This is a genomic window from Kitasatospora sp. NPDC101447 (assembly GCF_044767225.1).
Classification (GTDB): Bacteria; Actinomycetota; Actinomycetes; order Streptomycetales; family Streptomycetaceae; genus Kitasatospora.
This window is the reverse complement of sequence record NZ_JBIWNL010000010.1, coordinates 17,835-41,923: the sequence shown is the minus strand read 5'-3', so window position 1 is coordinate 41,923 and position 24,089 is coordinate 17,835. Positions and strand designations below refer to the sequence as shown.

The 24,089-nt window shown below is 74.6% G+C and carries 23 protein-coding genes and 1 pseudogene; 11 read left to right on the top strand and 13 right to left on the bottom strand.

Features of this window, described 5'->3' with window-relative positions:
- Positions 1 to 28 precede the first annotated feature (28 nt).
- The 6 genes from ACIRST_RS16965 to ACIRST_RS16940 form a co-directional block, all read right to left on the bottom strand.
- A complete protein-coding gene (locus ACIRST_RS16965; RefSeq protein ID WP_402802929.1) occupies positions 29 to 688 on the bottom strand; it encodes a transcriptional regulator in 660 nt (219 codons plus the stop codon).
- 239 nt (positions 689 to 927) lie between these two features.
- Positions 928 to 1,326, bottom strand: coding sequence for a hypothetical protein (locus tag ACIRST_RS16960; protein WP_402802928.1), 399 nt, complete (start codon positions 1,324 to 1,326; stop codon positions 928 to 930).
- A 110-nt stretch (positions 1,327 to 1,436) separates the two neighbouring features.
- Positions 1,437 to 2,027: a DUF6817 domain-containing protein gene (locus ACIRST_RS16955; RefSeq protein ID WP_402802927.1), complete on the bottom strand. Its 591-nt coding sequence runs from the start codon at positions 2,025 to 2,027 to the stop codon at positions 1,437 to 1,439.
- Positions 2,028 to 2,097: 70 nt separating this feature from the next.
- Entirely contained in the window at positions 2,098 to 3,066 is a 969-nt protein-coding gene (locus ACIRST_RS16950; RefSeq protein WP_402802926.1) for a ketopantoate reductase family protein, read from the bottom strand.
- A 37-nt stretch (positions 3,067 to 3,103) separates the two neighbouring features.
- Positions 3,104 to 3,898: a hypothetical protein gene (locus ACIRST_RS16945; protein WP_402802925.1), complete on the bottom strand. Its 795-nt coding sequence runs from the start codon at positions 3,896 to 3,898 to the stop codon at positions 3,104 to 3,106.
- Positions 3,895 to 4,461, bottom strand: a complete 567-nt coding sequence (locus tag ACIRST_RS16940; RefSeq protein ID WP_402802924.1) for a hypothetical protein — start codon at positions 4,459 to 4,461, stop codon at positions 3,895 to 3,897. The genes ACIRST_RS16945 and ACIRST_RS16940 overlap by 4 nt, the downstream gene beginning before the upstream one ends.
- 296 nt (positions 4,462 to 4,757) lie before the next feature.
- On the opposite strand from ACIRST_RS16940, the gene ACIRST_RS16935 reads away from it, so the two are divergent.
- From ACIRST_RS16935 to ACIRST_RS16925, 3 genes are all read left to right on the top strand, one after another.
- On the top strand, positions 4,758 to 5,522 hold the full coding sequence (locus ACIRST_RS16935) for an ABC transporter ATP-binding protein (RefSeq protein ID WP_402803018.1): 765 nt from the start codon (positions 4,758 to 4,760) through the stop codon (positions 5,520 to 5,522).
- 23 nt (positions 5,523 to 5,545) lie between these two features.
- Positions 5,546 to 6,952: an FtsX-like permease family protein gene (locus ACIRST_RS16930; RefSeq protein ID WP_402802923.1), complete on the top strand. Its 1,407-nt coding sequence runs from the start codon at positions 5,546 to 5,548 to the stop codon at positions 6,950 to 6,952.
- Positions 6,953 to 7,085: 133 nt separating this feature from the next.
- Positions 7,086 to 8,441, top strand: a complete 1,356-nt coding sequence (locus ACIRST_RS16925) for a sensor histidine kinase (RefSeq protein WP_402802922.1) — start codon at positions 7,086 to 7,088, stop codon at positions 8,439 to 8,441.
- Positions 8,442 to 8,728: 287 nt separating this feature from the next.
- Here ACIRST_RS16925 and ACIRST_RS16920 read toward each other — a convergent pair whose 3' ends face one another.
- Positions 8,729 to 9,397: a response regulator transcription factor gene (locus ACIRST_RS16920; protein ID WP_350522631.1), complete on the bottom strand. Its 669-nt coding sequence runs from the start codon at positions 9,395 to 9,397 to the stop codon at positions 8,729 to 8,731.
- Between the two features lie 107 nt (positions 9,398 to 9,504).
- Between ACIRST_RS16920 and ACIRST_RS16915 the strand changes: the two genes are divergently transcribed.
- Both ACIRST_RS16915 and ACIRST_RS16910 read left to right on the top strand, forming a co-directional pair.
- Positions 9,505 to 10,044: a MarR family winged helix-turn-helix transcriptional regulator gene (locus ACIRST_RS16915; RefSeq protein ID WP_402802921.1), complete on the top strand. Its 540-nt coding sequence runs from the start codon at positions 9,505 to 9,507 to the stop codon at positions 10,042 to 10,044.
- A 173-nt stretch (positions 10,045 to 10,217) separates the two neighbouring features.
- Positions 10,218 to 11,639, top strand: coding sequence for an MFS transporter (locus ACIRST_RS16910; protein WP_402803017.1), 1,422 nt, complete (start codon positions 10,218 to 10,220; stop codon positions 11,637 to 11,639).
- 7 nt (positions 11,640 to 11,646) lie between these two features.
- Here ACIRST_RS16910 and ACIRST_RS16905 read toward each other — a convergent pair whose 3' ends face one another.
- Both ACIRST_RS16905 and ACIRST_RS16900 read right to left on the bottom strand, forming a co-directional pair.
- Positions 11,647 to 12,180 (bottom strand): DUF5959 family protein, encoded by a 534-nt coding sequence (locus tag ACIRST_RS16905; RefSeq protein WP_402802920.1) that lies wholly within the window; start codon positions 12,178 to 12,180, stop codon positions 11,647 to 11,649.
- Between the two features lie 385 nt (positions 12,181 to 12,565).
- Entirely contained in the window at positions 12,566 to 13,564 is a 999-nt protein-coding gene (locus ACIRST_RS16900; RefSeq protein ID WP_402802919.1) for a ScbA/BarX family gamma-butyrolactone biosynthesis protein, read from the bottom strand.
- 462 nt (positions 13,565 to 14,026) lie between these two features.
- On the opposite strand from ACIRST_RS16900, the gene ACIRST_RS16895 reads away from it, so the two are divergent.
- Both ACIRST_RS16895 and ACIRST_RS16890 read left to right on the top strand, forming a co-directional pair.
- A complete protein-coding gene (locus tag ACIRST_RS16895; RefSeq protein WP_350522626.1) occupies positions 14,027 to 14,752 on the top strand; it encodes a ScbR family autoregulator-binding transcription factor in 726 nt (241 codons plus the stop codon).
- A 329-nt stretch (positions 14,753 to 15,081) separates the two neighbouring features.
- On the top strand, positions 15,082 to 15,936 hold the full coding sequence (locus ACIRST_RS16890; protein ID WP_350522738.1) for an AfsR/SARP family transcriptional regulator: 855 nt from the start codon (positions 15,082 to 15,084) through the stop codon (positions 15,934 to 15,936).
- Between the two features lie 85 nt (positions 15,937 to 16,021).
- Here the strand turns inward: ACIRST_RS16890 and ACIRST_RS16885 are convergent, their stop codons facing one another.
- Both ACIRST_RS16885 and ACIRST_RS16880 read right to left on the bottom strand, forming a co-directional pair.
- On the bottom strand, positions 16,022 to 16,453 hold the full coding sequence (locus ACIRST_RS16885; RefSeq protein ID WP_402802918.1) for an SgcJ/EcaC family oxidoreductase: 432 nt from the start codon (positions 16,451 to 16,453) through the stop codon (positions 16,022 to 16,024).
- Between the two features lie 14 nt (positions 16,454 to 16,467).
- The gene (locus tag ACIRST_RS16880; RefSeq protein ID WP_402802917.1) at positions 16,468 to 17,214 is read right to left on the bottom strand and encodes a TioE family transcriptional regulator; all 747 of its coding nucleotides are present in this window, start codon (positions 17,212 to 17,214) and stop codon (positions 16,468 to 16,470) included.
- Between ACIRST_RS16880 and ACIRST_RS16875 the strand changes: the two are divergent.
- Positions 17,180 to 18,466, top strand: a pseudogene (locus tag ACIRST_RS16875) (erythromycin esterase family protein); the annotation flags it as partial. The gene ACIRST_RS16880 and the pseudogene ACIRST_RS16875 sit on opposite strands and share 35 nt — an antisense overlap.
- 2 nt (positions 18,467 to 18,468) lie before the next feature.
- Here the strand turns inward: ACIRST_RS16875 and ACIRST_RS16870 are convergent.
- Positions 18,469 to 19,557 carry a LysR family transcriptional regulator gene (locus ACIRST_RS16870; protein WP_402802916.1) on the bottom strand — a complete coding sequence of 363 codons (1,089 nt, stop codon included), beginning with the start codon at positions 19,555 to 19,557 and terminating at the stop codon, positions 18,469 to 18,471.
- A 71-nt stretch (positions 19,558 to 19,628) separates the two neighbouring features.
- Between ACIRST_RS16870 and ACIRST_RS16865 the strand changes: the two genes are divergently transcribed.
- Positions 19,629 to 20,381, top strand: a complete 753-nt coding sequence (locus tag ACIRST_RS16865; protein WP_350522622.1) for a maleylpyruvate isomerase family mycothiol-dependent enzyme — start codon at positions 19,629 to 19,631, stop codon at positions 20,379 to 20,381.
- A 27-nt stretch (positions 20,382 to 20,408) separates the two neighbouring features.
- On the opposite strand, the gene ACIRST_RS16860 is transcribed toward ACIRST_RS16865, so the two are convergent.
- Positions 20,409 to 20,834: a hypothetical protein gene (locus tag ACIRST_RS16860; protein WP_402802915.1), complete on the bottom strand. Its 426-nt coding sequence runs from the start codon at positions 20,832 to 20,834 to the stop codon at positions 20,409 to 20,411.
- A 141-nt stretch (positions 20,835 to 20,975) separates the two neighbouring features.
- Between ACIRST_RS16860 and ACIRST_RS16855 the strand changes: the two genes are divergently transcribed.
- Together ACIRST_RS16855 and ACIRST_RS16850 are read left to right on the top strand one after the other, a co-directional pair.
- Positions 20,976 to 22,259: a PP2C family protein-serine/threonine phosphatase gene (locus tag ACIRST_RS16855; protein WP_402802914.1), complete on the top strand. Its 1,284-nt coding sequence runs from the start codon at positions 20,976 to 20,978 to the stop codon at positions 22,257 to 22,259.
- Between the two features lie 376 nt (positions 22,260 to 22,635).
- A complete protein-coding gene (locus ACIRST_RS16850) occupies positions 22,636 to 24,069 on the top strand; it encodes an MFS transporter (protein ID WP_402802913.1) in 1,434 nt (477 codons plus the stop codon).
- Positions 24,070 to 24,089 lie beyond the last annotated feature (20 nt).

Genomic DNA, 24,089 nt, shown 5'->3' with positions numbered 1-24,089 from the left:
GGGTCGTGCGGGTTCCGGCGTCCGGCGGTCAGAGGTCGAGCACGCCCAGGGTGTCCCAGAACAGGTGCTCGTAGGACTGGAGCAGCAGCCCGTACTCGCGCGCGTCGGCCAGGGCCGGTGCGTCGAGCCCGTTCGCGCCGAGCGCGTCGGCGGCCTGCTGCTCCAGTTCGGTGGCGGGCCGCGCGAAGAAGTCGAAGAAGGCGCAGGCCTCGTCGTCGAAGCCGTAGTGGTTACGCAGCGCCTTCCCGATGGTGGCGCAGTAGCCGGCCCAGGCCGCGAAGTTGGCGACCAGGGCGGCGGCCGCGGCCTCGGGCCGACCGTTCAGGGCGAGCCAGGCCAGGTAGGCGGGGTAGGCCTGGCAGCCGGGCAGCGGTGCTCGGGCCTCCGGTGCGGCGAGGTCGAGGCCGCTGGCGGCGGCGAGTGCGGGCAGCGTGCGCAGGGCGGCGCTCTCGCCCTCGGCCAGGGTGGCGAACCAGGCGCCGAGCGGGCGGTCCGCGCAGCGGGTGGCGAGCATGAGCAGGCTGCGGCGGTCGGAGCGGATGATCCGGTGCTGCTGGGCGGCGAGTTCGGCGAGTGCCGAGCGGGTGGCGGTGCCGGCGGCCAGCGCCGTGACCAGCGCGGGGGCGGCGTCGCCGGGTGCCAACTCGGCGCGCAGGTCCTGGATCCGGTCGAGGATCGGGTGGTTCACCGGTGCCTCCGGGGTGCGGTTCGGTCCGGTGCCATTCCTACCGCCTGGCGGTGTCCGGAGGGCGGCGACAGGCCGGGCGCGGCCGGACCGGGGTCGCGCGGGGCGGGTGGGGTCGCGCGGGGCGGGCGGGGGCGCCGGGTGCTCCCGGCCCGGAGCGGGCCGGGCCGGGAGCGGTGGATCGTACCGGTGGGGCGCGCGGTGCACTCGGACGGTCAGGACGGTCAGGACGGTCGGGGTGGTCAGGCCCCGGCGCAGGCCTTGGTCACGTCGGCGGCGGCGCTGGTGATCGCGCCGAAGTCGGGCTGCTTGTTGTCGTTGACCTTGTCGATGGCATCGGAGACGGCCTTGGAGAGCTTGTCGGCGGCGGCATCGAGCTTGTCCCCGCCGTCGTGGCGGATCTTCTTGGCATCGTCGACGATCTTCTTCAGTGCGTCGACGGTGTGCCGGCGGCGCTCGTCGTCGGCGATCTGGCCGACGTTGGACGCCGCGTCCGTGAAGTCCTGGACGTCGCCGGCGAGGCTGACCGCGCGCTTCCCGCAGTCGATGGCCTGGTCGGCGCTGTTGCACGCGGTGAACAACGGGGCCGCGATGAGCACCGCGAGAGCGGCGGCGGCCGGACGGTACGGCTTCCTTGTCATGTCACTATCCCTCCCGGCATGGACAACGCCGTTGTGCCGTACGGTGGTTCCGGCGGAACGGATGAACGGTTGGCAAAACCTCGGGCCTGAGAACCTGTCATGACGAAGCGTCAATTCCGGTCCTCAGGAGCGGTGGTGTGCCGTCCGAGGAGATCGCCGCAGGCCCGCCGGGCGGCGGGCGGCAGCAGGGCGCGGGCGCGGGCAAAGAGTTCGTACAGGCCCGGTCCGTAACGGGCGGCCAGGTCCGCGTTGTGCGCGAGGACGTCGAGTTCATTGGCGACGGTGAGGGCGAGGAAGGCACGTAGGTCCGCTTCCGGCGGCGTGTGGTCGGCCCCGGTGAACCGGTCGCGGAACACCACCGGTTCGTCGACGCCCAGCCGCGGGTAGACCACCGCCCGGTCGCAGCTCGCGTAGAGGTGGACGAGCGCCTCGGCGCGGGGGCCGACGAGGTCGGCCAGGGCGCCGCGCCGGTCGAGCCCCAGCAGGGCGTGGTCGAACCCGTCGGTCCCGTACGCGGCGTGGCAGAGGCCGGCGGCCCGGACGGCCGGGTCGCAGCCCCAGTCCGCCAACAGGTCGGCCACGCGGTGGAGATGCGCCAGCAGTGTGCCGCCGGGGTGGGGGATCCGGTCGGCGTCGTGGGCGAGGAGGAAGGCTTCGATGCGGTCCCACGCGGGAGCGCTGCTGGGCTCGGAAGGAGTCATGCCGCGACTCCTACCCGCTCCCGCCCGTTGCGCCCGCTGCTGCCGCAGGAGACGCCCGGCGCGGAGCCCGTCACCGTTCGGCGGGCTCCGACAGCTCGGCGACCAGGCGGGCGAGCGTCGGGACGGCGATCCCGTGGGCGGCGGCGGCCCGCAGGACGGCGCCGCCGGTCGCGTCGAGCTCGGTCGGGCGGCCGGCCTCCGCGTCCCGCTGCATCGAGGACCTCATCGCCCCGGGGGCGCGGTCGATCACCGCGAGCAGGGCCTGCGCGTCGGCCGGGGCGCCGACCGCCCGGGCGACGGCGGTGATCTCGTCCAGCGCGGCGAGGAGTTCGGGCCGGTGCTTGGTGCGCACGGTGCCGACGTCACTCGTGTGGCGGGTGGTGAGCAGCGCCAGCGGGGCGAGGAAGGAGAGTTTGCTCCACAGCATCGCCGTCTCGTCCTCGCGCAGCGTCACGGTCAGGCCGGAGTGCCGGAGCTGTCCGGCGAACTCCTCGACGGGTCGGCGGAGTTCGTCGGACGTCGCGGGGGCGGTGGACGTCGCGGGGGCGGTGGACGTCGCGGGTTCGGTGGGTCCGGAGGGTGCGGCGAGTTCGATCGCGGCGAACGGGCTGGTGTGCTCGATCCGCCCGGGCGCGGTGCGGGTGGTCTCGACCCGGATCGTGCCCGCCACGACCCGGGCGGCCGGGTAACGTTCGCGCAGCACCGCCATGTGGTCCAGGCCGTTGAGCAGCGGCACCACGAGCGCGGCGCCGAGCACGTGCGCCGGCAGCCGGTCGAGCGAAGCCGCCAGGGCCGTCTCCTTGACGGTCACGAGGACGGCGTCGACCGGCTCGGACAGCTCGGTGACGGCCTCCACCTCGGCGGTGAACGTGCCGAACTGCCCGCTGCGGACGTGCAGTCCGTCCCGGGCGAGGACGGCGGCGGTCCGCTCGCCCGCCAGGCAGACGACGCGGTGCCCGTCGCGGGCGAGCAGTCCGCCGATCAGTCCGCCGACGCCGCCCGGTCCGAGGACCGCGACGGTCAGGGGGGTGGTGGTCATGCTGACTCCCGGGGCTGAGAGGAGGGTCGGGGGGCGGTCACGGGATGTCCCAGTGGAAGCGGCCCTCCAGGCCGTCCGGACTGAGGAAGCCGAAGCCGTCGCCGTGGCCGAAGTCGAGGAAGTAGGGATCGTCCGGGTACGGGGCGTCCGAGAGGGCGAAGAAGTACCGCCACGGCGCGGGGACCCCGGCCCGGCCGCTCGGGAAGGACGGGAGGCCGCCGACGTGGTCGTGCACGTGGCCGCCGTCCGGGAAGCGGACCTCGGGGCCCTCGCCGCGCAAGTGCCGTTGGAAGGCAGCCCGTTCGTCCATCGACCGGTCGAGGTCGCCCGGCAGCGGCACCAGGTCGAGGTGGAACTCGACCGGGGTCCTGTTGCCGTCCCCGTCCCCGTCTCCGCCCCCGTCCCCGTCGGGGTCGAGGCGCCACAGCGTACGGCCGCGGGTGCCGGGTGGGCCGATGACGGCGAAGGGCGGGATCCGGCCGCCCGGCTGGACGAGCAGCACGGCGTCGCCCGACTCCGGGTCGATCCCGCCCATGGGGCCGTCCAGGCCACCGTCCGCCGCGAGGAAGAGGAGGGCGAGCCGGCGGTCCTCGCCGGGGACGGCGAACTGGCCGACGAACACCAGCGGTTCACCGGTGCGGGGGGAGAGCGGCCAGGCGGGCTCGGCCGGCCAGCAGGGGTCGCCGCCGAGCTTGGGGACGGGAGCGGTGATCGGCCGCTCGGACCTCCGCAGGGCGAACTGCAGACGGGGGAGGAAGGCGGCGTCGTGCGGACCGGTGGCCGTGCCGGTCGGCTGTGGCAGGGTCGGGGGCGGGGTCGTCAGGGGCGTCATCCGGTGTTCTCGGCGGGTTCAGCGGGTGCAGCGGTCTCGGCGGCTTCGGTTCGCGTGGTCCATGTGTCGACGTGGAAGGAGACGCAGTCGAAGGCGAACGGCTCCTCGTGGCGCGGCTTGCGGCCCGGGGTGGACGGCCGGCGCGGGGCGGGGTGACGGCACAGGTGGAGCGGCCCGTGGCGGAGGGTGCCGCGGGTCGGATCGGGCACCGGCAGGCCCTCGGCGCGCAGCGCCTCGACCAGCTCGTGCGCCGGCCAGCCGAGGAGGTCGATCCCGAGGTAGCCGACCGGGCAGGCGGGCCGGTCGTCGCCCGGGTTCCGGTTGAGCGTGACACTGCGGAGCCGGTTGTCGTCGTCCGAACAGAGGGTGACGCTCACCCCGGGCAGTTGGAAGGCCAGCGCCCAACGGGTGCCGCAGACGAAGGTGTTCCGCACACCGTCGGGCAGCAGCCCGTCGTGCGGGGCCAGCAGCGCCCGCACCGCCGTCTCGGTCAGGCCGAAGGGCAACTCGGGCAGCGGCTCCGGCAATCGGACGCCGTGGCCGGGCAGCAGGTCGATGGTCACCCGCTCATGATTCCTCGTGGGGCGCGCGGCGGGGAGCGCGGGGCGGAAATCGGCGAGTCCGTTCCGCTCCGGCCGGGTCAGGGTGCGCCGGGTGCGCGGCAGTGCCCCGGCGGTGTACCGGCCCGCCCACCGGGCCGCCGCCCTCTGGGCCTGGCAGTGCCGGAACCGGCCCGTCAGCACGTAGCGCCCGTCCTCTACCCCCTGCCTGCGGGGTTCGGTTATCCGAACCCCGGATTCGGGGGCCAGCTCGATCGATCACCCGGCCCCCGGTGCCCAGGATGGAGGGCATGAACGGGATGACGACAGCCGCCGCCCAGGCGGCGCACGGCAGGACGACGGGCACAGCACTGAGCGGGGACGGCCTGTACCGCGAGTACGGGCGCGGCACGGCGGCGGTACGGGCACTGGGCGGGGTGTCCGTGGCCTTCGAGCCGGGGACGTTCACCGCGGTGATGGGGCCCTCGGGCTCGGGCAAGACGACCCTGCTGCACTGCCTGGCCGGGATGGACCGGCCGACCCGGGGCACCGTCCGGTGGGGCGACACCGAGGTGTCTGGGCTGCCCGAGCGACGGCTGGCGGAACTGCGCCGCACCCGGATGGCCTTCGTCTTCCAGGCCTTCAACCTGATGCCCGCGATGACCGTCGCCCAGAACGTCGAACTGCCCGGGCGGCTGGCCGGTCGGCCGCCGGAGCGGGACCGGGTGCGGGAGGCACTGGCCCGGGTCGGACTGGCCGGACGCGAGCGGCACCGGCCCGGACAGCTGTCGGGTGGCCAGCAGCAGCGGGTGGCGATCGCCCGGGCGCTGGTCGCCCGGCCGCAGGTGCTCTTCGCCGACGAGCCGACGGGCGCGCTCGACCGGGCGACCGGGCACGACATCCTCGACCTGCTGCGCGCGGGCGTCGACGTGGACGGGCAGACCTGTGTGATGGTCACCCACGACCCGGTGGCCGCGGGTTACGCGGACCGGGTGCTGCTGCTCGCGGACGGGCTGTTGGTGGACGAGCTGCTCCGGCCGACCGCCGCGCAGGTCGGCGAGCGGCTCAGCCGGTTGGGCGGGTGAGCACGATGAGCACGATGGGCCCGATGAGCACGGCATGGACGAGCAGCCCCGTGTTGGCGCTGTCCGTCGGGCAGATCCGGCGGAGGCCCGCGGCCTTCGCCGGCCTGGGGGCGGCGCTGTTCCTCGCGATGGCGACGGTGACGCTCTTCGGCTCGCTGGTCGCCGCGCAGGCGGCGGCTCCCGAGGCGGTGGCTCGGACACCGGTGAGTGGGCCGGGCGTGATGGTGATCGCCGCGGCCTTCGGTGAGATCGCCGTCCTGGTCGCGCTGTTCGTCGTGGTCAACGCGCTGGGCTTCACCGTCCGTCAGCAGCACCGCGACCTCGCCCTGCTGCGCACCGTCGCCGCGACGCCCCGGCAGGTGCGGCGGGTGGTCCGCGCCCAGGTCCTGGCGACCGTCCTGCTGACCGCCGCCCCCGGCTGCGCGGCGGGCCTCCTCGCCGCCCGGTTCTTCCTCTCCGCCCTGCAGCGGCGCGGGATGGCCGCTCCCGGTCTGCACGTACCCGGGTCGCCGGTGCCCGTGCTGGTCGCGCTCGTCGTGGCGCTGCTGGTCGGCCTGGCGGCCACCGCCGTCGCGGCCCGGCGGATCACCCGGCCCGCACCGGCCGTCGCCCTGACCGGGGAGACGGGCGGGCCGCGGCGGACCGGCGTGCCGCGGCTGATCGCCGGGGCGGCCGTGCTGGCGGGCGGTGTGCTGCTGCTGCGACTGGCCGCGACCAGGCCCGCCGGGGAGCTGGACAAGGCGGGACAGGCCTCGCTGCTCGGTTCGCTGGTGCTCCTGGTCGCCGTCGCCCTGCTGGGTCCGTCGGCGGCGTGGGCGACGGCCGCGGTGCTCGGCGCCCCGGTCCGGGCACTCGTCCCGCGGGCCGGCTGGCTCGCCGACGCCAACCTGCGCGGCTACGCCGCCCGGCTCTCCACGGCGGTGGTCCCGGTCGCGCTGCTGGTCGGGCTCTCCGGCACGATGCTGATCATGACCAGCACCGCCGAGCGGGTCGCCCGGGCGACCGGCGCCGCGACCAGCGTCACCAAGGCCAGTGACATCTGGCTGCGCCAGGCCGAACTCGGCCTGCTGGTCTGCTTCGCGGCGGTCTCCACGGTCAACACCCTGGTCGCGCTGACCGCCGACCGGCGCCGGGAGTTCGCCCTGCTGCGCCTGGTGGGCGCGACGCGGCGGCAACTGCTGCGGATGCTCACGGCGGAGGCACTGCTGACCACGGCGGTCGGTGTGCTGCTGGGCGCGGCGGTGGCCGCCGCGGCCACCGGGGCGTTCAGCCGGGCGGTCCGGGGAACGGTGGTGCCGGTGGTGCCGGGCGCGGGGTGCGCCTGGGTGGTGCTGGGCGCGGCGGTCCTGACGGTGCCGGGGATCGTGGGGACGGGGCTGTGGGCGAGCGGCGGATCGGCGGTGGAGTCGGCGGGCGGGGAGCGGGGGTGAGGTGACGGGCGCGGGGGCGCGGGCGGGGGCGCGCGGGCGGGGCGGCGGGGCCTGAGGAGACCGGTGCAGGCCGCTGGATGCGGTAGTTGCGGCGGGGCGGCGGGGCCTGGTGGATGCTTGCCTCGGTTGGCGGGTGAGCGGTGAGGCGGACGGCAGTGAGGTGGACGGCAGTGAGGTGGGCGGTGGCGCGGTGAACGGCGGTGCGGTGGGTGGCGGTGCGGTGGCGCGGTGGGCGGCAGCCCGGTGGGCGGCGGTGACGCGGACGGTGGCGGAGCGGCGGCGGTTCCTGGCGGTGCGCGGTGACGAGATGGCCTTCGCCGTCCTCGGGCTGCCGCTCGGGGTGCTCGGCGGCGTCTACGCGGTCGCCGTCCTCTACGCGGGGGTGCTGCTCTCGCTCACCGTGCTGGGCCTGCCGTTCCTGGCGGCCGCGCTGCTCGGGGCCCGACGGATCGGCCGGATGCACCGGTGGCTGGTCGAGTGGCTGCTCGACGAGACGGTGCCCGGCCCGCCGCCGCTGCCGCGCCCGTCCGGGCTGATCGCCCGCGGCCGGATCGTGCTGACCGACCCGGTGGCCTGGCGGGTGCTGCTCTACCTCTTCCTGCGGCTGCCGGTGGGAGTGCTCGGCTTCCTGGCCGCGGTCGGGCTGCCGCTCGGCGGCGTCTGGCTGGTCGGCTTCCCCCTCTGGGTACGGCTGGCGGAGCCCGGTCCGAGACCGGTCGGCTGGTCGGACGTGCTGGCGATCCCGGTCGGCCTCGCACTGCTGGCCGCCGTACCCGCCGTGCTGCGGGCCCTGAGCCGGGCCAACCGGGCGCTCGCCCGGACGCTGCTCGGCCCGGTGCGCTCGCAGCAGCGGGTACGCGAACTGGAGAGCGCGCGGGCCACCCTGCTGACCGAGAACAGCGACCGGCTGCGGCGCCTGGAACGCGACCTGCACGACGGCACCCAGGCGCAGTTGGTCGCGCTCGCCATCACCCTCTCGCTGGCCGACGACGCCCTCGCCGACCCGGCCGAGCCCGACCTCGGACGGCTGCGCACCCTGGTCGACCGGGCCCGCGGGCAGACCGACGACACCATCACGGGCCTGCGCCGACTGACCCGGGGCATCCACCCCGTGGCACTGGACGGCGGGCTGGCCGAGGCACTGCCCGGACTCACCGCGACCTCGCCGGTGCCCGTCACGGTCCGGCTGGACCTGCGGGAACGGCCGGTCGAGGTGATCGAACGGGCCGTCTACTTCTGCGCGGCCGAACTGCTGACCAACGTGGCCAAGCACAGTGGCGCGCGATCGGCGGACCTGACCGCGAGCGCCGCCGACGGGAGGGTCCGACTGACCGTGCGCGACGACGGCCGCGGCGGCGCCGCGATCGGCACGGGCAGCGGACTCGCGGGCCTGGCCGAACGGCTCGCCGCGGTGGACGGCGTGCTGCGGGTGGACAGCCCACCGGGCGGGCCGACCGTGGTCAGCGCCGAGTTGCCCGACAGGCTGTGACGGACTCTCATGGGCCGTCGGAGCGGATGGAGCCATCGGGGGTGGGAGCGGGGGCATGAGAGGAGCTCATGGGGTCGGCCATGAGCTCCTCTCATGGGGTCGGCCATGAGCTGCGTACATGGGCCGACGTTCCCATGAGAGGACTTCATGGGCCCTCGACATGAGAGGACTTCATGATGAGCGCCCATGAGTGTTGCTCATGGGGCAGGCTCATGCGGCAGGCTCATGAGCGCGCCTCATGAGGCAGGCTCATGAGGCGAGCTCATGAGCAGCCCGCATGCCCGGTTTCACGAGGCGCCGCTCTCCGCGAGGTAGGCGAGTACGGCCTTGACCCGTCGGTTGTCGGTGTCGGTCGCCGGCAGGTCGAACTTGGTGAACACGGCGGCCACGTGCTTCTCCACCGCCCGCTCCGACACCACGAGCTGCGCGGCGATCGAGCGGTTGGAGTGGCCCTGCGCCATCAGCTCCAGTACCTCCCGCTCGCGCGGGGTGAGCGCGTCCACCGGGCTGCGCCGCCGGCCGCCGATCAGCCCGTTGACGATCTCCGGGTCGAGCGCGGTGCCGCCCGCGGCGACCCGGTGCAGCGCGTCCACGAACTGGGAGGTGCGGGCCACCCGTTCCTTGAGCAGGTAGCCGATGCCGGCGGCGCCGTCGGCCAGCAACCGGGCCGCCCAGACGGTCTCGACGTGCTGGCTGAAGACCAGGATCCCGACCTCGGGCGTGGTGGCGCGGATCTCGACGGCCGCCCGGATCCCTTCGTCGGTGTGGGTCGGCGGCATCCGGATGTCCACCACGGCCACGTCGGGCCGGTGCTCGGTCACGGCGGCGACCAGCTCGGGCGCCGTACCGGCGGTGGCGACCACCGCGCAGCCGCGCGCGGTGAGCAGTTCGACCATCCCGTCCCGGAGGATCACCGAGTCCTCGGCGAGGACGACGCGGAGCTGTTCATCGGTCATTCCGCCATTATTCCGGGCCGCCGGACGGAGCCGTCCCCGTAGCCGGACAAGAGGAAAACCGTCAGTCCAGACTGGACAGTCCAGACTGATGAAATTACCGTTGAAGCATGACCGAGAAGCGAGAGACCCGCCCTGTTCCCGCGGCCCCCGTGGCCGCCGTGGCCGCCGGTGACTCCGCCGACCCCGAAGACTCCGCCGTCCCCGAAGACTCCGCCGTCCCCGGCGACTCCGCGGCCCTGGCTGCCCGGGAGCTGCGCGCCGTGTTCAGCCGACTGCGCCGCACCCTCCGGGAGGCCGACGGAACCGGCGACCTCACCCCCTCCCAGACCGCCGTGCTGAGCCGGCTGATCAACGACGGCCCGGCCTCCGCCAGTGCGCTGGCCGCCGCCGAGCGGGTCCGGCCGCAGTCCATGGCCGCAAGCCTCGCCGTGCTCGAACAGCACGGCCTGATCGGGCGACGGCCCGATCCCGAGGACGGGCGGCGCCTGCTGGTCAGCCTCACCGAGGCCGGTCTGGCCCGGATCGCGGACAGTCGACAGGCGCGCGAGGAGTGGCTGGCCCGGGCGCTGGAGGAGCAGTACGACGAGGCCGAACGCGCCACCGTCCTGGCCGCGCTGGCCCTGATCGACCGGCTGAACCGGCGATGACCGGCCCGGCCACCCGCGCGGCCCGCCCCGGGATTCGTCGCGGGGTCCGTCGCGAGGCCGGCGGCTGGGCCGGCCGTCTTCGGTCCGACCGCCTTCGGGCCGACCGCCTTCGGGTGGGCCGTCGCCGGGCGCCCGCTCCGAACGGCGCGTTCGACCGACGGCTGATCGCGCCGATGGTGCTCGGCTCGGTGCTCAACCCGATCAACTCCTCGATGATCGCGGTCGCGCTGGTGCCGGTCGGCGCAGCCTTCGGGGCCCCGCCCGCCGAGACCGCCTGGCTGGTCACCGGTCTCTACCTCGCCACGGCCGTCGGTCAGCCGGTGATCGGGCGGCTGGTGGACACCCACGGCCCGCGCCGCCTCTACCTCGCCGGGACCGCGCTGGTCGGCGCGGCCGGACTGCTCGGCGCGCTCGCCCCGTCCCTCGGTCTGCTGATCGCCGCCCGGGTACTGCTCGGCCTGGGCACCTCGGCGGCCTACCCCGCCGCGATGCACCTCACCCGCAGCGAGGCCGAGCGGACCGGGAGGTCCGGGAGGTCCGGCCCCACCGGGGTGCTGACCGCGCTCGCCGTCGCCAACCAGACCGTCGCCGTGATCGGTCCGACCCTCGGCGGCCTGCTGATCGGCGTCGGAGGCTGGCGGACGGTCTTCCTCGTCAACGTGCCGCTCTCGCTCGCCTGTCTGGTGCTCGGCGCGGCCCGGCTGCCCGTAGCCGCCGCACACCGCGGCCCCCAGAACCAGCCCGACCGCACCGGTCAGCCTGACCGCCTCGACCGTAGCGGGATCGCGCTGTTCGCCGTCCTGCTGGTCTCGTTGATGCTGTTCCTGATGAGGCCGAGCCCGGCGCTCTGGTACCTGCCCGTGCTGGCCCTCCTCGCCGGCGCCGGCTTCGCCGTCCGCGAGACGCGGGCCCGCACCCCCTTCATCGACCTGCGGGCGCTCGTCGGCAACCGGCCGCTGATCGCCACCTATCTGCGCCAACTCCTCGGCTACACCGCCGGCTACGCCTTCCTCTACGGATACACCCAGTGGCTGGAGGAGGGTCGCGGCCTGTCCGCCACCGGCACCGGACTGGTCCTGCTGCCGCTCTCGCTCACGGCCCTCGCCGTGTCCGGCCTCACCGGCCGCAGCCCGGCTGTCCGTGGCAAGCTCCTGGTCGGCGCGGCGTGCCAGATCGCCGCCTGTGCCGCCCTGTCGTCGGTGCACGCGGACAGCCCGGCCGGGCTGCTGATCGCGATCGGCGTGCTGGCGGGCATCCCGCAGGGGCTGATCGGGCTCGGTACCCAGACCGCGCTGTACCACCAGGCCGACCCGGCCGCCATCGGCTCCGCGGCCGGGCTGCTGCGCACCTTCATGTACCTCGGTGCGATGGCCGCCTCCGCGGCGAACGCCGCCGTCTTCCCGCACGGTGCCACCACGGAAGGCCTGCACGGCCTCGCGCTGTTCATGCTCGGTGCCGCGGCCCTGCTGTTCCTCCTCACCCTGCCCGACCGCTCCCTCGGCCGCCTCGCGAAGCCCGCCGACAAGCCCGCCGGGACCACAACCGACAAGCCCGCCGCGACCACAGCCGGGAAGAGCGTCGGGAACGCGGGTTGACGGCCACTCAGCTCTCGACGGCCGGCGTCCCGCGCCACTCCGCGTGGACGCCGGGAGCGGCCTCGATCACCTCGGTCGGATAGGCGTTCCGGACGAGTTCGAGCAGGGCGTGCTGCTCGTCCAGCCAGCCGGGGGCGGGGGAGAGGGCGACCCGGAGCGTGACGCCGGAGTCCTCGGTGTCCGAGACGGTCACCCACAGCCCGCCCGGCCGCCCGGGTTCGATCCGCAGTTCCGGACCGTGCTCCTCGTTCAGCCAGCGGACCGCGAACCCCTGGCGGAGCCGGTCCAGCGCCGTTTCCCAGCACCGAAGGTGGCGATCGGTCACCACGGTGGTGAAGCGTCCGCGCACGGTGTCGGCCGTGACGGTGATCTCGCAGTCCAGCCAGTCGTGCCCGCGCAGGGAGCCCGGCGCGTGCCGCCCGAGCACCCGGACCCGGACGTCGCGGCCGCCGGTCCGCCCGTCGCAGCCGCGGGCGTCGGCGTCGTCCGGACGGTCCGTCAGTTTGATCAACTCGTGCTGGTGCGAAGCGGCTTCACTCACTGCGTGCTCCCCGGTGGCAGTGGATCCAAGGGCTGACATCCTCGCGCAGGTGTTCGCTCCGGTGCCAGCCCGGGGGTGGTGCGTTCCGGTCGGGGTTCCCTGCCGCAGCTCGCCGGCCGGCCTCCGTCCCCGCCGAGGCCCGTCCCCGTCGGCCTGCGGCCCGGCCGGGGCCGTCCGCGCGAGCCTCCGTCGCGTCCGGGATCGGGCCCTGCCGACGCGCGCTGCCCCGAGCGGGTCGGCCCGCCGGACCGGGGAGGTCGGGCGGGCCGTCGCGGCGGTGCGGGACGTTCGCGGGGAGGGAGCGTTCAGGCGGTGGGGGCCGCACCGGCTGCCCTCGCCGCACCGGCTGCCCGCTTCGGTGCGGCGGTGGGCGGTGGGCGTCGACTCAGCGGTGGTCCGGGTGTCCGGTGAGGACGGTGGTGAAGATCGGCTCGCCGTGCTGGTGGCCGGTCACGGTCGTGGTGAGCGCGTCCGGGTCCTCGCCGGGGGTGTGCCGGGCGGTGATGAGGGTGGGCGCGTCGTGCTCGGCGTACCGGTGGAAGGTGGTGGCCGCGGCGGTCGGCGTGACGGTGACCGGGCTGGCCAGCGCGTTGGTCGCCTGGCGGGCCGCTTCCAGCAGGACCATGCCGGGAATGTGGTCGTTGGCGTGGTCGAAGAGGATCGGGTGCCAGAAGTCGGGGGTGAGGTGCCAGGTACCGGGCGCACCGGCCGGGGTGAGGACGACGTCGCAGGGGCGGAGCCGTCCGACCCGGGCCGGCGGCAGCGGCTCGGCGGTGGTACCGGGTACCGGCAGCGCGTCGACGTCGACGCGACCCCGGCGGAGCCGCTCGTAGGTCGAGCCCGGGACGGTGGTGAAGCGGGCGTAGCCGGTGGCGGCCAGCTGCGGTCCGCGCCGGACGACCGCGCTGAAGGTGAAGTCGACGGTGTTGCGGGTGCGGCGCGGTTCGGCGACGAGCTTCGCCTCGATGGTGAGGTCGGTGGGCTTCGCACCGATCAGCAGCTGGCGCGGGCGGGTGGTGTAGTCGAGGTTCCACATCATGAACTTGTGGTCGAGCGGAACGCCGAACCGGGTGTGGGCGAGGTAGAGCCCGGCCTGGCGGATCGTTTCAGCAGCCTGGATCGGGTCGTGCCGGGTACCGTCGGGGGTGCTGAAGAACGTGTGCGCCCGGGGCCATTGCGCGGAGACCGCGAAGGTGGTCTCGTTCAGCTGCTCGCTGCCGGTGAGGAAGACCTCGGCATGGCAGGCCCGGTGGACGTACTCCTTGGCGACGGTGCTGGTCAGACGGGGTGCCGGGCCGGCGTCCAGGTCCTGGCCGGGGACGGCCCCGGGGGCCTCGGCCGAGGTGAGGCCGGCGGCAGGCGTGCGGAAGGCAAGCAGAGTCATGGGGAGCGCTCCGAAGGGCCGTAACGGGCGGGGTGGGCTGCTCAGGGCTCGTAAGATACGTACCTACCGGTTTGCTTTTCAAGGCAACAGAACAAAGGTTCGTCGGCGGCCGAGCGGGGTCGTTCGGATACCCCCGGCAGAGGTCTGAACCGTTCCGCGGGCTGTGTGGGGTTGGTGAATGTCCGTTGACCTGCGGTGATTTCGCGGCTCAGACTTGACGGGTTCATTATCATGAGGTGCCTCCCCGTGGGTACGGCGGCTGCAAGTAAGAGCTGCTGTTCCGGTTGGAAGCCCTTCAGTGGGGGTCCTGGCCACCTGGCCGACCCATACCGTCCACGCGGTTTTTCATCGCTCAAAGACCGCCCTATGTGACCTGGCACGCAGGGATCGCCTCGGGGTCGGGCGGGTAAGATACGGGGTGTTTGGTTTTGTTTGCCGAGCGTTTCGGGTGGGGTGGTAGCGATGGTGCGGCAGGAACGGGCGGTCCGGACGCGTCGGCTGATCCTGGAGGCGGCGGCGTCGGTCTTCGACGAGTACGGGTACGAGGGGGCGACGATCGGCGAGGTCGTCGCCCGGGCCGGCGTGACCCGCGGTGCGGTGTACTTCCACTTCGCGTCGAAGCGGGAGCTCGCGCAGGGGGTCGTGGAGGAGCAGTTCGGCCGCGACGAGATCCCCGAACGGCACTGCAAGCTGCAGGAGTTCGTGGACCTCGGGATGGTGGTCGCCCATCTCATGCCGCGTGACCCGCTGTTGAGCGCGGGCGCGCGGCTCTCCCTCGGCCAGGACGTGTTCGGCGACTTCAGCGGCGGTGCCGCGCCCGGGTGGATCGAGCGGGCCGAGAGCGTGCTGACGGCGGCCCGCGAGCGAGGCGAACTGCTGCCGCAGGTGGTGCCGGCCGAGACGGCGTGGCTGGTGACCGGGGCCTGGACGGGCGTGCAGATCCAGTCCCAGAAGATGTCCGGCCGGGCCGACCTGGAACGCCGGGTCGCGGTGCTGTACCAGCACCTGATGCCGAGCATCACCGTGCCCGGCGTGCTCGCCACCCTCGACCTGGGCGTGGACCGGGGCGGCCGGGTGGTGGCCGAGCTGGAGGCGGCCCGGACGGCGGAGCCGGTGGAGCCCGGCGGGGGTGACGCCGGCCGGGGGGCGGCCGCCGGGGCGGGCGTCGGCGGGGTCGCCTCGCGCTGACCGCCCCGGGTTCCGTTCCTCGGTTCCGTTCCGCCGGTTCCGTTCCGCCGGCTCCGATCCCCCGGTTACGTGGCTCGATCGCGCCTCGGCCGGTCTGTCGGTCTACCCGCGCCGGCCCGTCGGCCCGGTCCAGGGGCGACTCCTCCGCGCAAAAACAAACAGCGCGTTCGGTTTTGTATTGACAAACCGTCCGTCCTGTTTTTGGATAGGCGTCGGGTGCTCAACCGATCCCTCCGCGCAGCATCGCGGGGCCGTGATCGAGCAGCGGAGCACCCGCCCGGCCGGTGGCCGTCGGGGTCGCCGATCCGTCTGGATTTGGGGTGGTCGTCGTGGAAATCCGGGTGCTGGGGGCCTTGGGGGTCCAACTGTCCGGGGTGTCGGTGGTGCCGACCGCCCCGAAGCCGCGGCAGGTGCTCGCCCTGCTGGCGTTACGGGCCGACCAGGTCGTGCCCGCCGGTGTCCTCGCCGAGGAGCTGTGGTGCGGCCGCCCGCCGCGCAGTGCGCGCACCACCGTGCAGACGTACGTCCTCCAACTGCGTGACCTCATCGACCGGGCGCTCGCCCAGGGGGACGGCGGCCCGGGAGCTTCCTGCGCGAAGGACGTCCTGGTCACCTCGGTCGGCGGCTACATGCTGAACAGCGGCGGCGGGCTCGTCGACCTCCAGGAGTTCGACCGCCTCGCCGGGCACGGCTACCGCGCCATGGACGCCGGCGACTACCCGCTCGCCGCCCGCCAGTTGGGCGAGGCCCTCGCACTGTGGCGCGGACCGGCCTTCGCGGACATCCCGGTCGGCGGCCAACTCGCCGTCGAGGCCAAGCGGTTGGAGGAGACCCGGCTCTGCGCGCTGGACCAGCGGATCGAGGCGGACCTGCGGCTCGGGCGGCACCGCGTGCTGCTCGCCGAACTCACCGTCCTGGTCGACCGCTACCGCACCCACGAGAGCCTGCACGGCCAGTACATGATCGCCCTGCACCGCTCCGGACGGCGCGGCGAGGCCCTGGAGGCCTACCAGCGTCTGCGGAACACGCTGGTACGGGAGTTGGGCATGGAACCGTCCGCCGCCCTGCGCCGCCTCCAGCGCTCCATCCTGCTCGCCGGTCCCGAGCGGGCCGACCAGGACGAGCCGGCCGTGCTCGCCGACGGGGTGGCCGCACGCCCCGCCCGGCTCAGCCGCGTCGGCTGACCCGGCCGGACGGATCCGTCCGAGCCGATCCGTCCGAGCCGATCCGTCCGGGCTGCTCCGGACGGCCCGGACGGAGAGCCGCGTCTCAGGCGGGCCTCACCTCGGTGTTCTGGCCGGCGTGCAGGAGCCATCGTCCGTCGTCGTGCCTGGTCATGACGTAGAGCGGGGTGCCTTCGGAGTCGCCCGCCGCGGAGTGGTAGACCTGGCGCACCTTGACGGCCGCCACGTCGGGGCGCAGGAAGCGGATGTGTGCCACCTCGTAGGTGACCTCGCCGTCCCAGGTCGCGGCGGGCAGGACGGCACGGGTGAACTCGGCGATCGCGTCGAGGCCGAGGAGGACCTTGCCGTGGGCGGTCGTCCAGAGGGCGTCGGGGTGGAACAGCGCGAGGAAGCCCTCGGGGTCCTTGGCGCGCTGGGTGCGTTCGACGGTGGCGACGATCCGCTCGATCGCGTCGACGTCGGCGGTGCGGGTGTCGGTAACCGGGGTGCCGGTGGCTTCGGTGGTCATGCGGATCATTCTCGTACCTCAAGTCAGCTTGAGGTCAAGCCGGTTGCCGGCACGGCGCGGAGGCTCAGGTAGTCGCCGAGGCGGGCGGCGGCGGTGAGCATGGCGAGGCCTCGGTCGGTGAGGCGTTTCTGCCAGCCGTCGAGGGCGGCGGCCAGTTCGTCGGTGCCGCCCGCCGAGCGGATCTGCCGGACCACGGCGGCGATGCGGTCCAGCGGGTAGCCGCCCCGCCGCAGCAGGTGGGCGAGTTGGGCGTCGCGGACGTCGGCCGGGCCGTAGACACGGTGGCCGGTGGCGCGGTCGCGGGCCGGGGTGAGGATCCCGGAGACCTCCCAGGTGCGCAGGGTCGCGGGGGTGACGCCGAGCCGGTGTGCGACGTCGCCGATGGTGAGCGGGCCGGGCGGGGCCGGACGGTCGGCGGCGGTCGAGGGTGCGGCGGGTGCGGCAGCCGCGGAGGTGAGGTGGCCGACGGCGTCCCGGACGGCGACCAGTGTCTCCCGGTCGCGCAGCATGCGGGCGTGGCCGCGGTCGAGGGTGGTCAGGGCCTCGTCGAGGCGGTCGGCGTGCACGGCGGTCATGACCGGGCCGGCGAGCGGGTGCCCGTACGCGGCGACGAGGGCGAGGAACGCGCGCAGGGCGGCCGCGTGCAGCTCGGTGTAGATCCGGTAGCCGGTGGGGGTGCGGGCGGCGGGCGGGAGGCAGCCGTCGCGCTCGTAGTTGCGGACCGCCTGGGTCGAGATGCCGTGCTCGCGCGCGAGATCGGAGGGGCGCATGGTCGTCTTCCGTTCGGGCCCGTTTGAGACTTCCTGCGGCAGATCTCGTGGCAGTCGGCGGGCTGGCTCGGGCAAAGTCTCAACCGATCTTTCAAGGATACGCTTGAGGTCCATGAGTCAGGACATTCACGACTTCGTCACCCCGTCGTGCGAGCTGCTGGGGCTCGGCGAGCCGACGCACCAGGAGCCGGCCTTCGGATGGGTCCGCAACGAACTGTTCGCCCGGCTGGTCGACCGGGGCTTCCGGTCGATCGCCCTCGAAACCGACCGCGTGGCTGCCCTCGCCGTGGACGACTACGTCCGGGAGGGTGCGGGCACCCTGGACACGGCGATGGCCGAGGGCTTCTCGCACGGCTTCGGCGAGCTCCGCGCCAACCGCGAACTCGTCGCCTGGATGCACGAGTTCAACCGTAGCCGACCGCAGGGGGAGCGGCTGGCCTTCCACGGCTTCGACGCCCCGACCGAGACCTACAGCGCCCCCAGCCCGCGCAGCTACCTTGAGCACGCCCGCGACTACCTGCTCGGACGCGACCTGGACCACGCCCGCGATCTGGACCACGCCCGCGACCTGGACCACGACCACGGCGCCGGCCGCGGCCACGACCTCGACATCGCCGGACCGGCCGGCGAGGACGAGCGCTGGAGCCGGGCCGAGGCGGTGCTCGACCCGGCGCAGTCGCCCGGCGCCACCGCCGAGGCCGGGAGGCTGCGCTGCCTCGCCGACGACCTGCTCCTCCGACTCCACGCGCGGGCACCCGAGTTGATCGCGGCGACCTCCCGGGCCGCGTGGTTCCGGGCCAGGATGCAGCTGACCGCGGGCATCGGCCTCCTGCGCTACCACGCGCAGTCGGCGGTCCGGGGCCTCACCCCGAGCGACCGGTTGAGCGGCCTGATCCGCGTGCGGGACGCGCTCATGGCGCAGAACCTCCTCGACATCCGCGAGTTGGAGGCGCAGCGTGGGCCGACCCTGGTGTTCTCGCACAACCAGCACCTGCAGCGGAACCCGAGCGCCTGGGCGCTGGGGGAGCTGGACTGTGGCTGGAACAGTGCGGGCCGCATCGTCGGCGCACTGCTCGGCGAGCGGTACGCCTTCGTCGCCGGGAGCCTGGGGCGCAGCGAGGCGATCGGTCTGGGCGAACCGGCACCGGACACCTACGAAGCGTTCCTGCAACGGGGCGGTACGGGCTGGGAGTTGACGGAGGCGCGACTGCCCGCCACCGGCCGTACCCGCACCGACACCACACCGCCCCAGGGCTACTTCCCGCTCGACCGGGAAGTTCTCGACGGCGCGGCGGCGCTGCTGCACATCGGTGACGGCGCGCAGGTCGCGGCGGCCGCGGCCGAGGCGGCGGCGTGGGAGGCTGCCGGGGGCTGAGGGGCGCCCGCCGGGCCCGGGTAGGCGGCCCGCAGATGGGAGAGCAGGGCGGCGGCCGGCGGCTCGGCCGGCCGCTCGCCCGGCCAGGCCAGCGCGATCCGCACCAGCGGAACGGGATCGGCCAGCGGGCGGACCCGTAGCCCCGGGACCGCGCCCGGGTCCGGCAGGACGGCCACACCCAGCCCGTGTGCGGCGAGATCCGCCAACTGCGGTGGTGCGGCGGCCTCGACGCCGACGGTCGGGCTCGCGTTGGCCTCGGCCAGGGCGTGCTCCAGCGCCGTGCGCATGCCGGTGCCGCGCGGGGTGCTGACCAGGGCGTGTCCGGCCAGCGCGGCGACCGGGAGGGCATCGTCCCGGACGGCGTCACCCGGGGCGGTCGAGAGCGGGTGGTGCGTGGGGCAGGCCGCGACCAGCGGCACCTCCAGCACGGTGTGCAGGCCGAGACCGACCAGTGTCGTCCAGCCGTCGTCGCCCTCGCGTCCACTCGCGGCGGTGGGCAGGCCGATCACGGCGAGGTCCAGCCGCCCGTCGCGCAGGGCGGCGAGCATCCCCGCGGTGGTGTCCTCGGTCAGCGAGAAGTCGATGCCGGGGTGCTCCTGGCGGAACGCGGCCAGCGTGGTGGCCAGGCCGGGGAACGTGCCCAGCTCGGGCGGCGGGGTGAACGCCGCCCCGGCGACCATGCCCAGCCGTACGTGCCCGCGCCGCAGCCCGTCGAACTCCCGCGCCGTCCGCCGGGCCGCGGCGGCGGAGGCGAGCGCCGCCCGGGCGTGCGGCAGCACCGCCTCGCCGGCCGGGGTGAGGCGTACGGTGCGGCCCGAGCGGTCGAGCAGCCGGTGCCCCAACTCGCGCTCCAGCTGCCGGATCTGGGAACTGACGCCGGGCTGGGTCAGGTGCAGCAGCTGCGCGGCCCGGGTGAAGCTGCCGTGCTGGGCGACGGTGACGAAGTACTGGAGCTGCCGCAGTTCCATAACTCATGATCATAGGCGGCAGAACATCCCGGTCTTGGACGGGCGTGCGGATCCGGCCGCAGGCTGGACGCATGGAGAGCGTGCCGAAGAGCAGCGTGCGGAAGAACACCGTGCCGAATGACGCGGTGCCCGAGAACGGCGTGCCCGGGAACGGCCTGCCGCGGCGCAGTGAGCCGACGGCCCCGGACGCCGGGCGGCTCGACTGGATCCGCGAACAGATCGCGGCCGAGCGCCGTGAACTCGCCGAGGTGTTCGCCGCCTTCGCCCCGGAGCAGTGGAACGCGCCCTCGCTGTGCGAGGGTTGGCGAGTGCGAGAGGTCGTTGCGCACATGAGCACCGGCTTCCGGCACTCGACGGCGCGCACGCTTTTGGAACTCGGGCGCTCCGGTGGCAACGTCCACCGCATGGCCGACCGGATCGCCCGCCGCGATGCCGCCGCCCTGACCGTGCGCGAACTCGCCTCCGCCCTGGCCGAGCACGCCGACCACCCCTGGCGCCCGCCGGTCGGCGGCCGGATCGCGGCCCTGGCGCACGATGCCGTCCACGGGCTCGACATCACCGTGGCGCTCGGTCTGCCCGCCCGGCTGCCCATGGCGCGCACCACCGCGCTGCTGGACGCCGTCACCCCCCGTAGCCTCCGGTTCTTCGGGGCGCGGCTCGACGGAGTCCGGTTGGTGGCGACGGACGCCGACTGGTCGTACGGGCAGGGCCCGGTCACCGTCGAGGGGCGGGCCGAGCACCTGCTGCTGGTGACGTACGGGCGCCGCGTGCCGGAGGGGCTGCTCGCCGGGTCGGGGGCCGGGCGGTTCGCCCAGGGCGGATGAGCGGGAGGCGGCGGCCGCGGCCACGGGTCACCGGGCGGCCAGCCACTCGGTGAGGGCGGCGTGCAGCAGCTCGACCTGTGTGCGGTCCAGGATCACCGTCGTCTGCGCACCGGCGCCGTCCGGGCCGCCCTGGTCCGAGCCGGCGTCGTCCGAGCCGGCGTCGTCCGAACGGCCGTCGCGCGGGGTGTCGTCCTCCGGGGCGCCCCCGGCGGGCCGCCCCAGGCCCAGTCGGAGGTACTCCACCGGGACGGGTCGGCCGCCCGCCGACTTGGGATCGTCGCGGAACCGGACGTCGGGGTGGCAGTGGTCGGGGATCTCGGCGAGCTCCAGCCAGCCCCCGCGCGGGTCGTCGGCGGCGGGGTTGACGTGCGAGCCCCGGTAGATCCGCGGCGCGGGCGCGGTTTCGAGGCCGCCGTCGTCGGCGAACAGCAGCCGGGTGGCGAAGATGGACACCGGGTTCTCCTCCGGGGGCGGCGACGGGAGTCCCCCGAGCCTAGGGGCGCTCCCCACTGCCGTCATGCGAGTTCCGGGCGCCCGTGACTACGATCGGAAGAAGCCCTTCCGGATGGTGGTGAGACGGAAGCCAGGTCGCCGATGCCCCCGAGGTCCGTGCAGTGGCCGCCGTACGTGCGGGTCGCGCCGTGGTTGTTGATCATCGGCGGGCTGGTGTGGAACTCACTGGATCCGTCCGACTACTGGGGCGATCCGCTGTTGGCGGCGGCGGCCGTGCTGTCCGGGGCGCTGCTGACCCTGCGCGACACGATCGCGGTCGGGGTGGCCAATGTGACCGGGATCCTGGTGCTGTCCACCCAGGACGCCTCGATCGGGACCGGCGACGGCTACCTGGAGCTGGTGAACACGGCGTTCGCGGCCCTGCTCGGGGTCGGGGTGAACCGGGTGGTGGCCCGGCAGGGGCGGCGCCTGGAGCGGGTGCGGTCGGTGGCGGAGGCGGCGCAGCGGGCGGTGCTGCCGGAGCCGCCGGGACGGGTGGGCGAGCTGTCCGTCGCGGCCTGCTACCAGGCCGCCTACGACGAGGCACTGATCGGCGGGGACGCCTACGCCCTGCAGACCACCCCGTACGGCGTGCGCGCGCTGATCGCGGACGTCCGGGGCAAGGGCCTGCACGCGGTGGGCGCGGTCTCGGTGCTGCTGGGGGCCTTCCGGGAGGACTCGCACCGGGTGCCGGACCTGGCGGCGCTCGCGGACGCGCTGGAGGCCTCGCTGCTCCGGGAGGCCGACCAGCTGAGCGAGGAGCTGCGCCTGGAGGGGTTCATCACGGCGCTGCTGGTGGAGTTCCCTCCGGGCGAGGGGGTGGTGCGCACGCTCGACTGCGGGCACCCCGGTCCGTACCTGCTGGGTCCGGGCCCGTCCGTGCCGAGTCGGGGCGCGTCCCTGCGGTCCGTCGTCCCGGACCTGTCGACCGCTGATCCCGACCCGCTCGACCCGCCGGGCCGGCCCGCGCCACCCATACCGCCCACACCGCCTGCGCCGCCCACACCGCCCACACCGCCCGGCCCGCCGGACCGGCGGGATGCGGGCCGGTACCCGCGGAGCGGCGAGCCGGCGGTGCGGCGGCTGGACGCGGCCGACCCGGGGCTGCCCCTGGGGATGGGCGTGCTGGGGGTGGCCCGGCCCGCGCCGGAGAGCCGGCCCTTCCCGCCCGGGTACACGCTGCTGCTGGTGACCGACGGGGTGACCGAGGCCCGGGACGGGGCGGGCGAGTTCTACGACCCGGTGCTCGGGCTGGCTCCGCTGGGCCCGTTCGCCGGCCCGGGCGCGGTGCTGGACGCGCTGGTGGCGGACGTCGAGCGGTGGGTCGGCGGGCCGCGCGACGACGACATGGCCGTCCTCGCGATCACCCGCCGGGCGGACGGCTGAGGAGCGGGCCCGGTGACACCGGTCGTGCACCGTTCGACGGTTGCCCACAGTCACGCGGATATCACGATGAGGTGACGGCGGCGCGGTACTCCACAGGATCCGGCCAAGTTGAGCGGTGCCGTCCGGTGGCCGGAATGGCCGTGTCCGAATACCGGACGATGGAATGGACGGTCGGCGCGGCCGGTGGCCCGCACGCCCCTCGGCCGGTGCCGCCTTGGCCGACCGGCGGTGCCGCCGCCGCGACCGGTCCATAAGGGGGCGTAGGAGACGCGCAAGAGGCGGTCGGGGGAGTGGCGGGAACCGGCCGAGCTGCGGTTCGTCCGGAAACGGACCTGGTGCTTGCCCCGTGTCGAACGGGTGGCCGAGAGTCGAATCGATGAACGAGATGCCTAGCCCCCGCCAGGCCCGTCTGCTCGGCCACCGCGACTTCCGGCTCCTCTTGACCGGCGCCGCAGCCGCCCAGACGGGCAGTCAGGTCACCCTGGTCGCGTTGCCCTTGGTGGCGGTGGTGGTGCTGGACGCCACCCCGTTCGAGGTGGGTCTGCTGACCGCCGCCGAGACCGCCGCCTTCCTGCTGGTCGGCCTGCCGGCCGGCGCCTGGCTGGACCGGATGCGCAAGCTGCCGGTGCTGATCCGGGCGGACGTCGTGCGCTGCCTGGCGGTGGGGTCGATCCCGCCCGCCGCGGCGCTCGGGGTGCTGACCATGCCGCAGCTGTACCTGGTGGCGCTGGTCACCGGGGTCGCGACGGTGTTCTTCGACGTCGCCCACCAGTCCTTCCTGCCCGCCGTCCTGCCGCGCGAGCAACTGGTCGGCGGCAACGGGGCGCTGGAGACGGTCCGCTCCTCGGCGCAGATCGCCGGGCCCGGCCTCGGCGGCGGGCTGGTCCAGCTGCTCGGCGCGCCGCTCGCCATCGTGGCCGACGCCTGCGGCTACCTGGCCTCCGCGCTGCTGCTCGCCCGGATCAGGGTCGAGGAGCCGCGGCCGGAGCCGGCACCCGGGCGCTCGCTGCGCGCCGAGGTGGGGGAGGGTGTCCGGTTCGTGCTCGGGCACCCGCTGCTGCGGGCGATCGCGACCGCCACCGCCGTGTCCAACCTATTCGCCGCCGTCCTGATGGCCGTGCAGACGGTCTTCTGGGTACGGGTGCTCGACCTGTCGCCGGGAGCCATCGGCGTGCTGCTGTCGACCTCCGCCGTCGGCGGGCTGGCCGGCGCGCTGTGCGCGGGCCACCTGGCGCGATGGGTCGGGCAGGCCCGGCTGATCTGGCTGTCCACGGTGGTGACGGCGCCGTTCGCGGTGCTGTGGCCGCTGTCCGGCGGCGGCGCGGCCGTGGTGCTGTTCGGCCTCGCCTCCGGGGTGGTGCTGTTCGGCGCGGTCGCCTACAACGTCGCCCAGGTCAGCTTCCGACAGAGCGTCTGCCCGCCGGAACTGCTCGGCCGGATGAACGCCACCATGCGCTTCCTGGTCTGGGGAACGCTGCCGATCGGCGCGCTGGGCGGCGGGATCGTCGCCGACGCGGCCGGGCCGCGTGCCGCACTCTGGCTCTGCGCGGTCGGGTTCCTGCTGGTGCCCGTGCCGCTGCTGCTGTCGCCGCTGCGGCGGATGCGCGAGCTGCCGGGCGCCGGCGCGCCGGGTGCCGAGGAGGCGACCGGCGAGGCGACCGCCACCACCGGGGAGACCGTCGCCGTGGACGAGGCCCCCGGGGAAACCGCCACCGCCCGGGAGAACGCCGCCGTGAACGACGCCACCGGGGCGACCGTTGCCGCCGGGCCCGCCGTCGAGCAGATCGCCGCGAGCCCCACCACCCACTGACCCACCCCTGACCTGCCGAG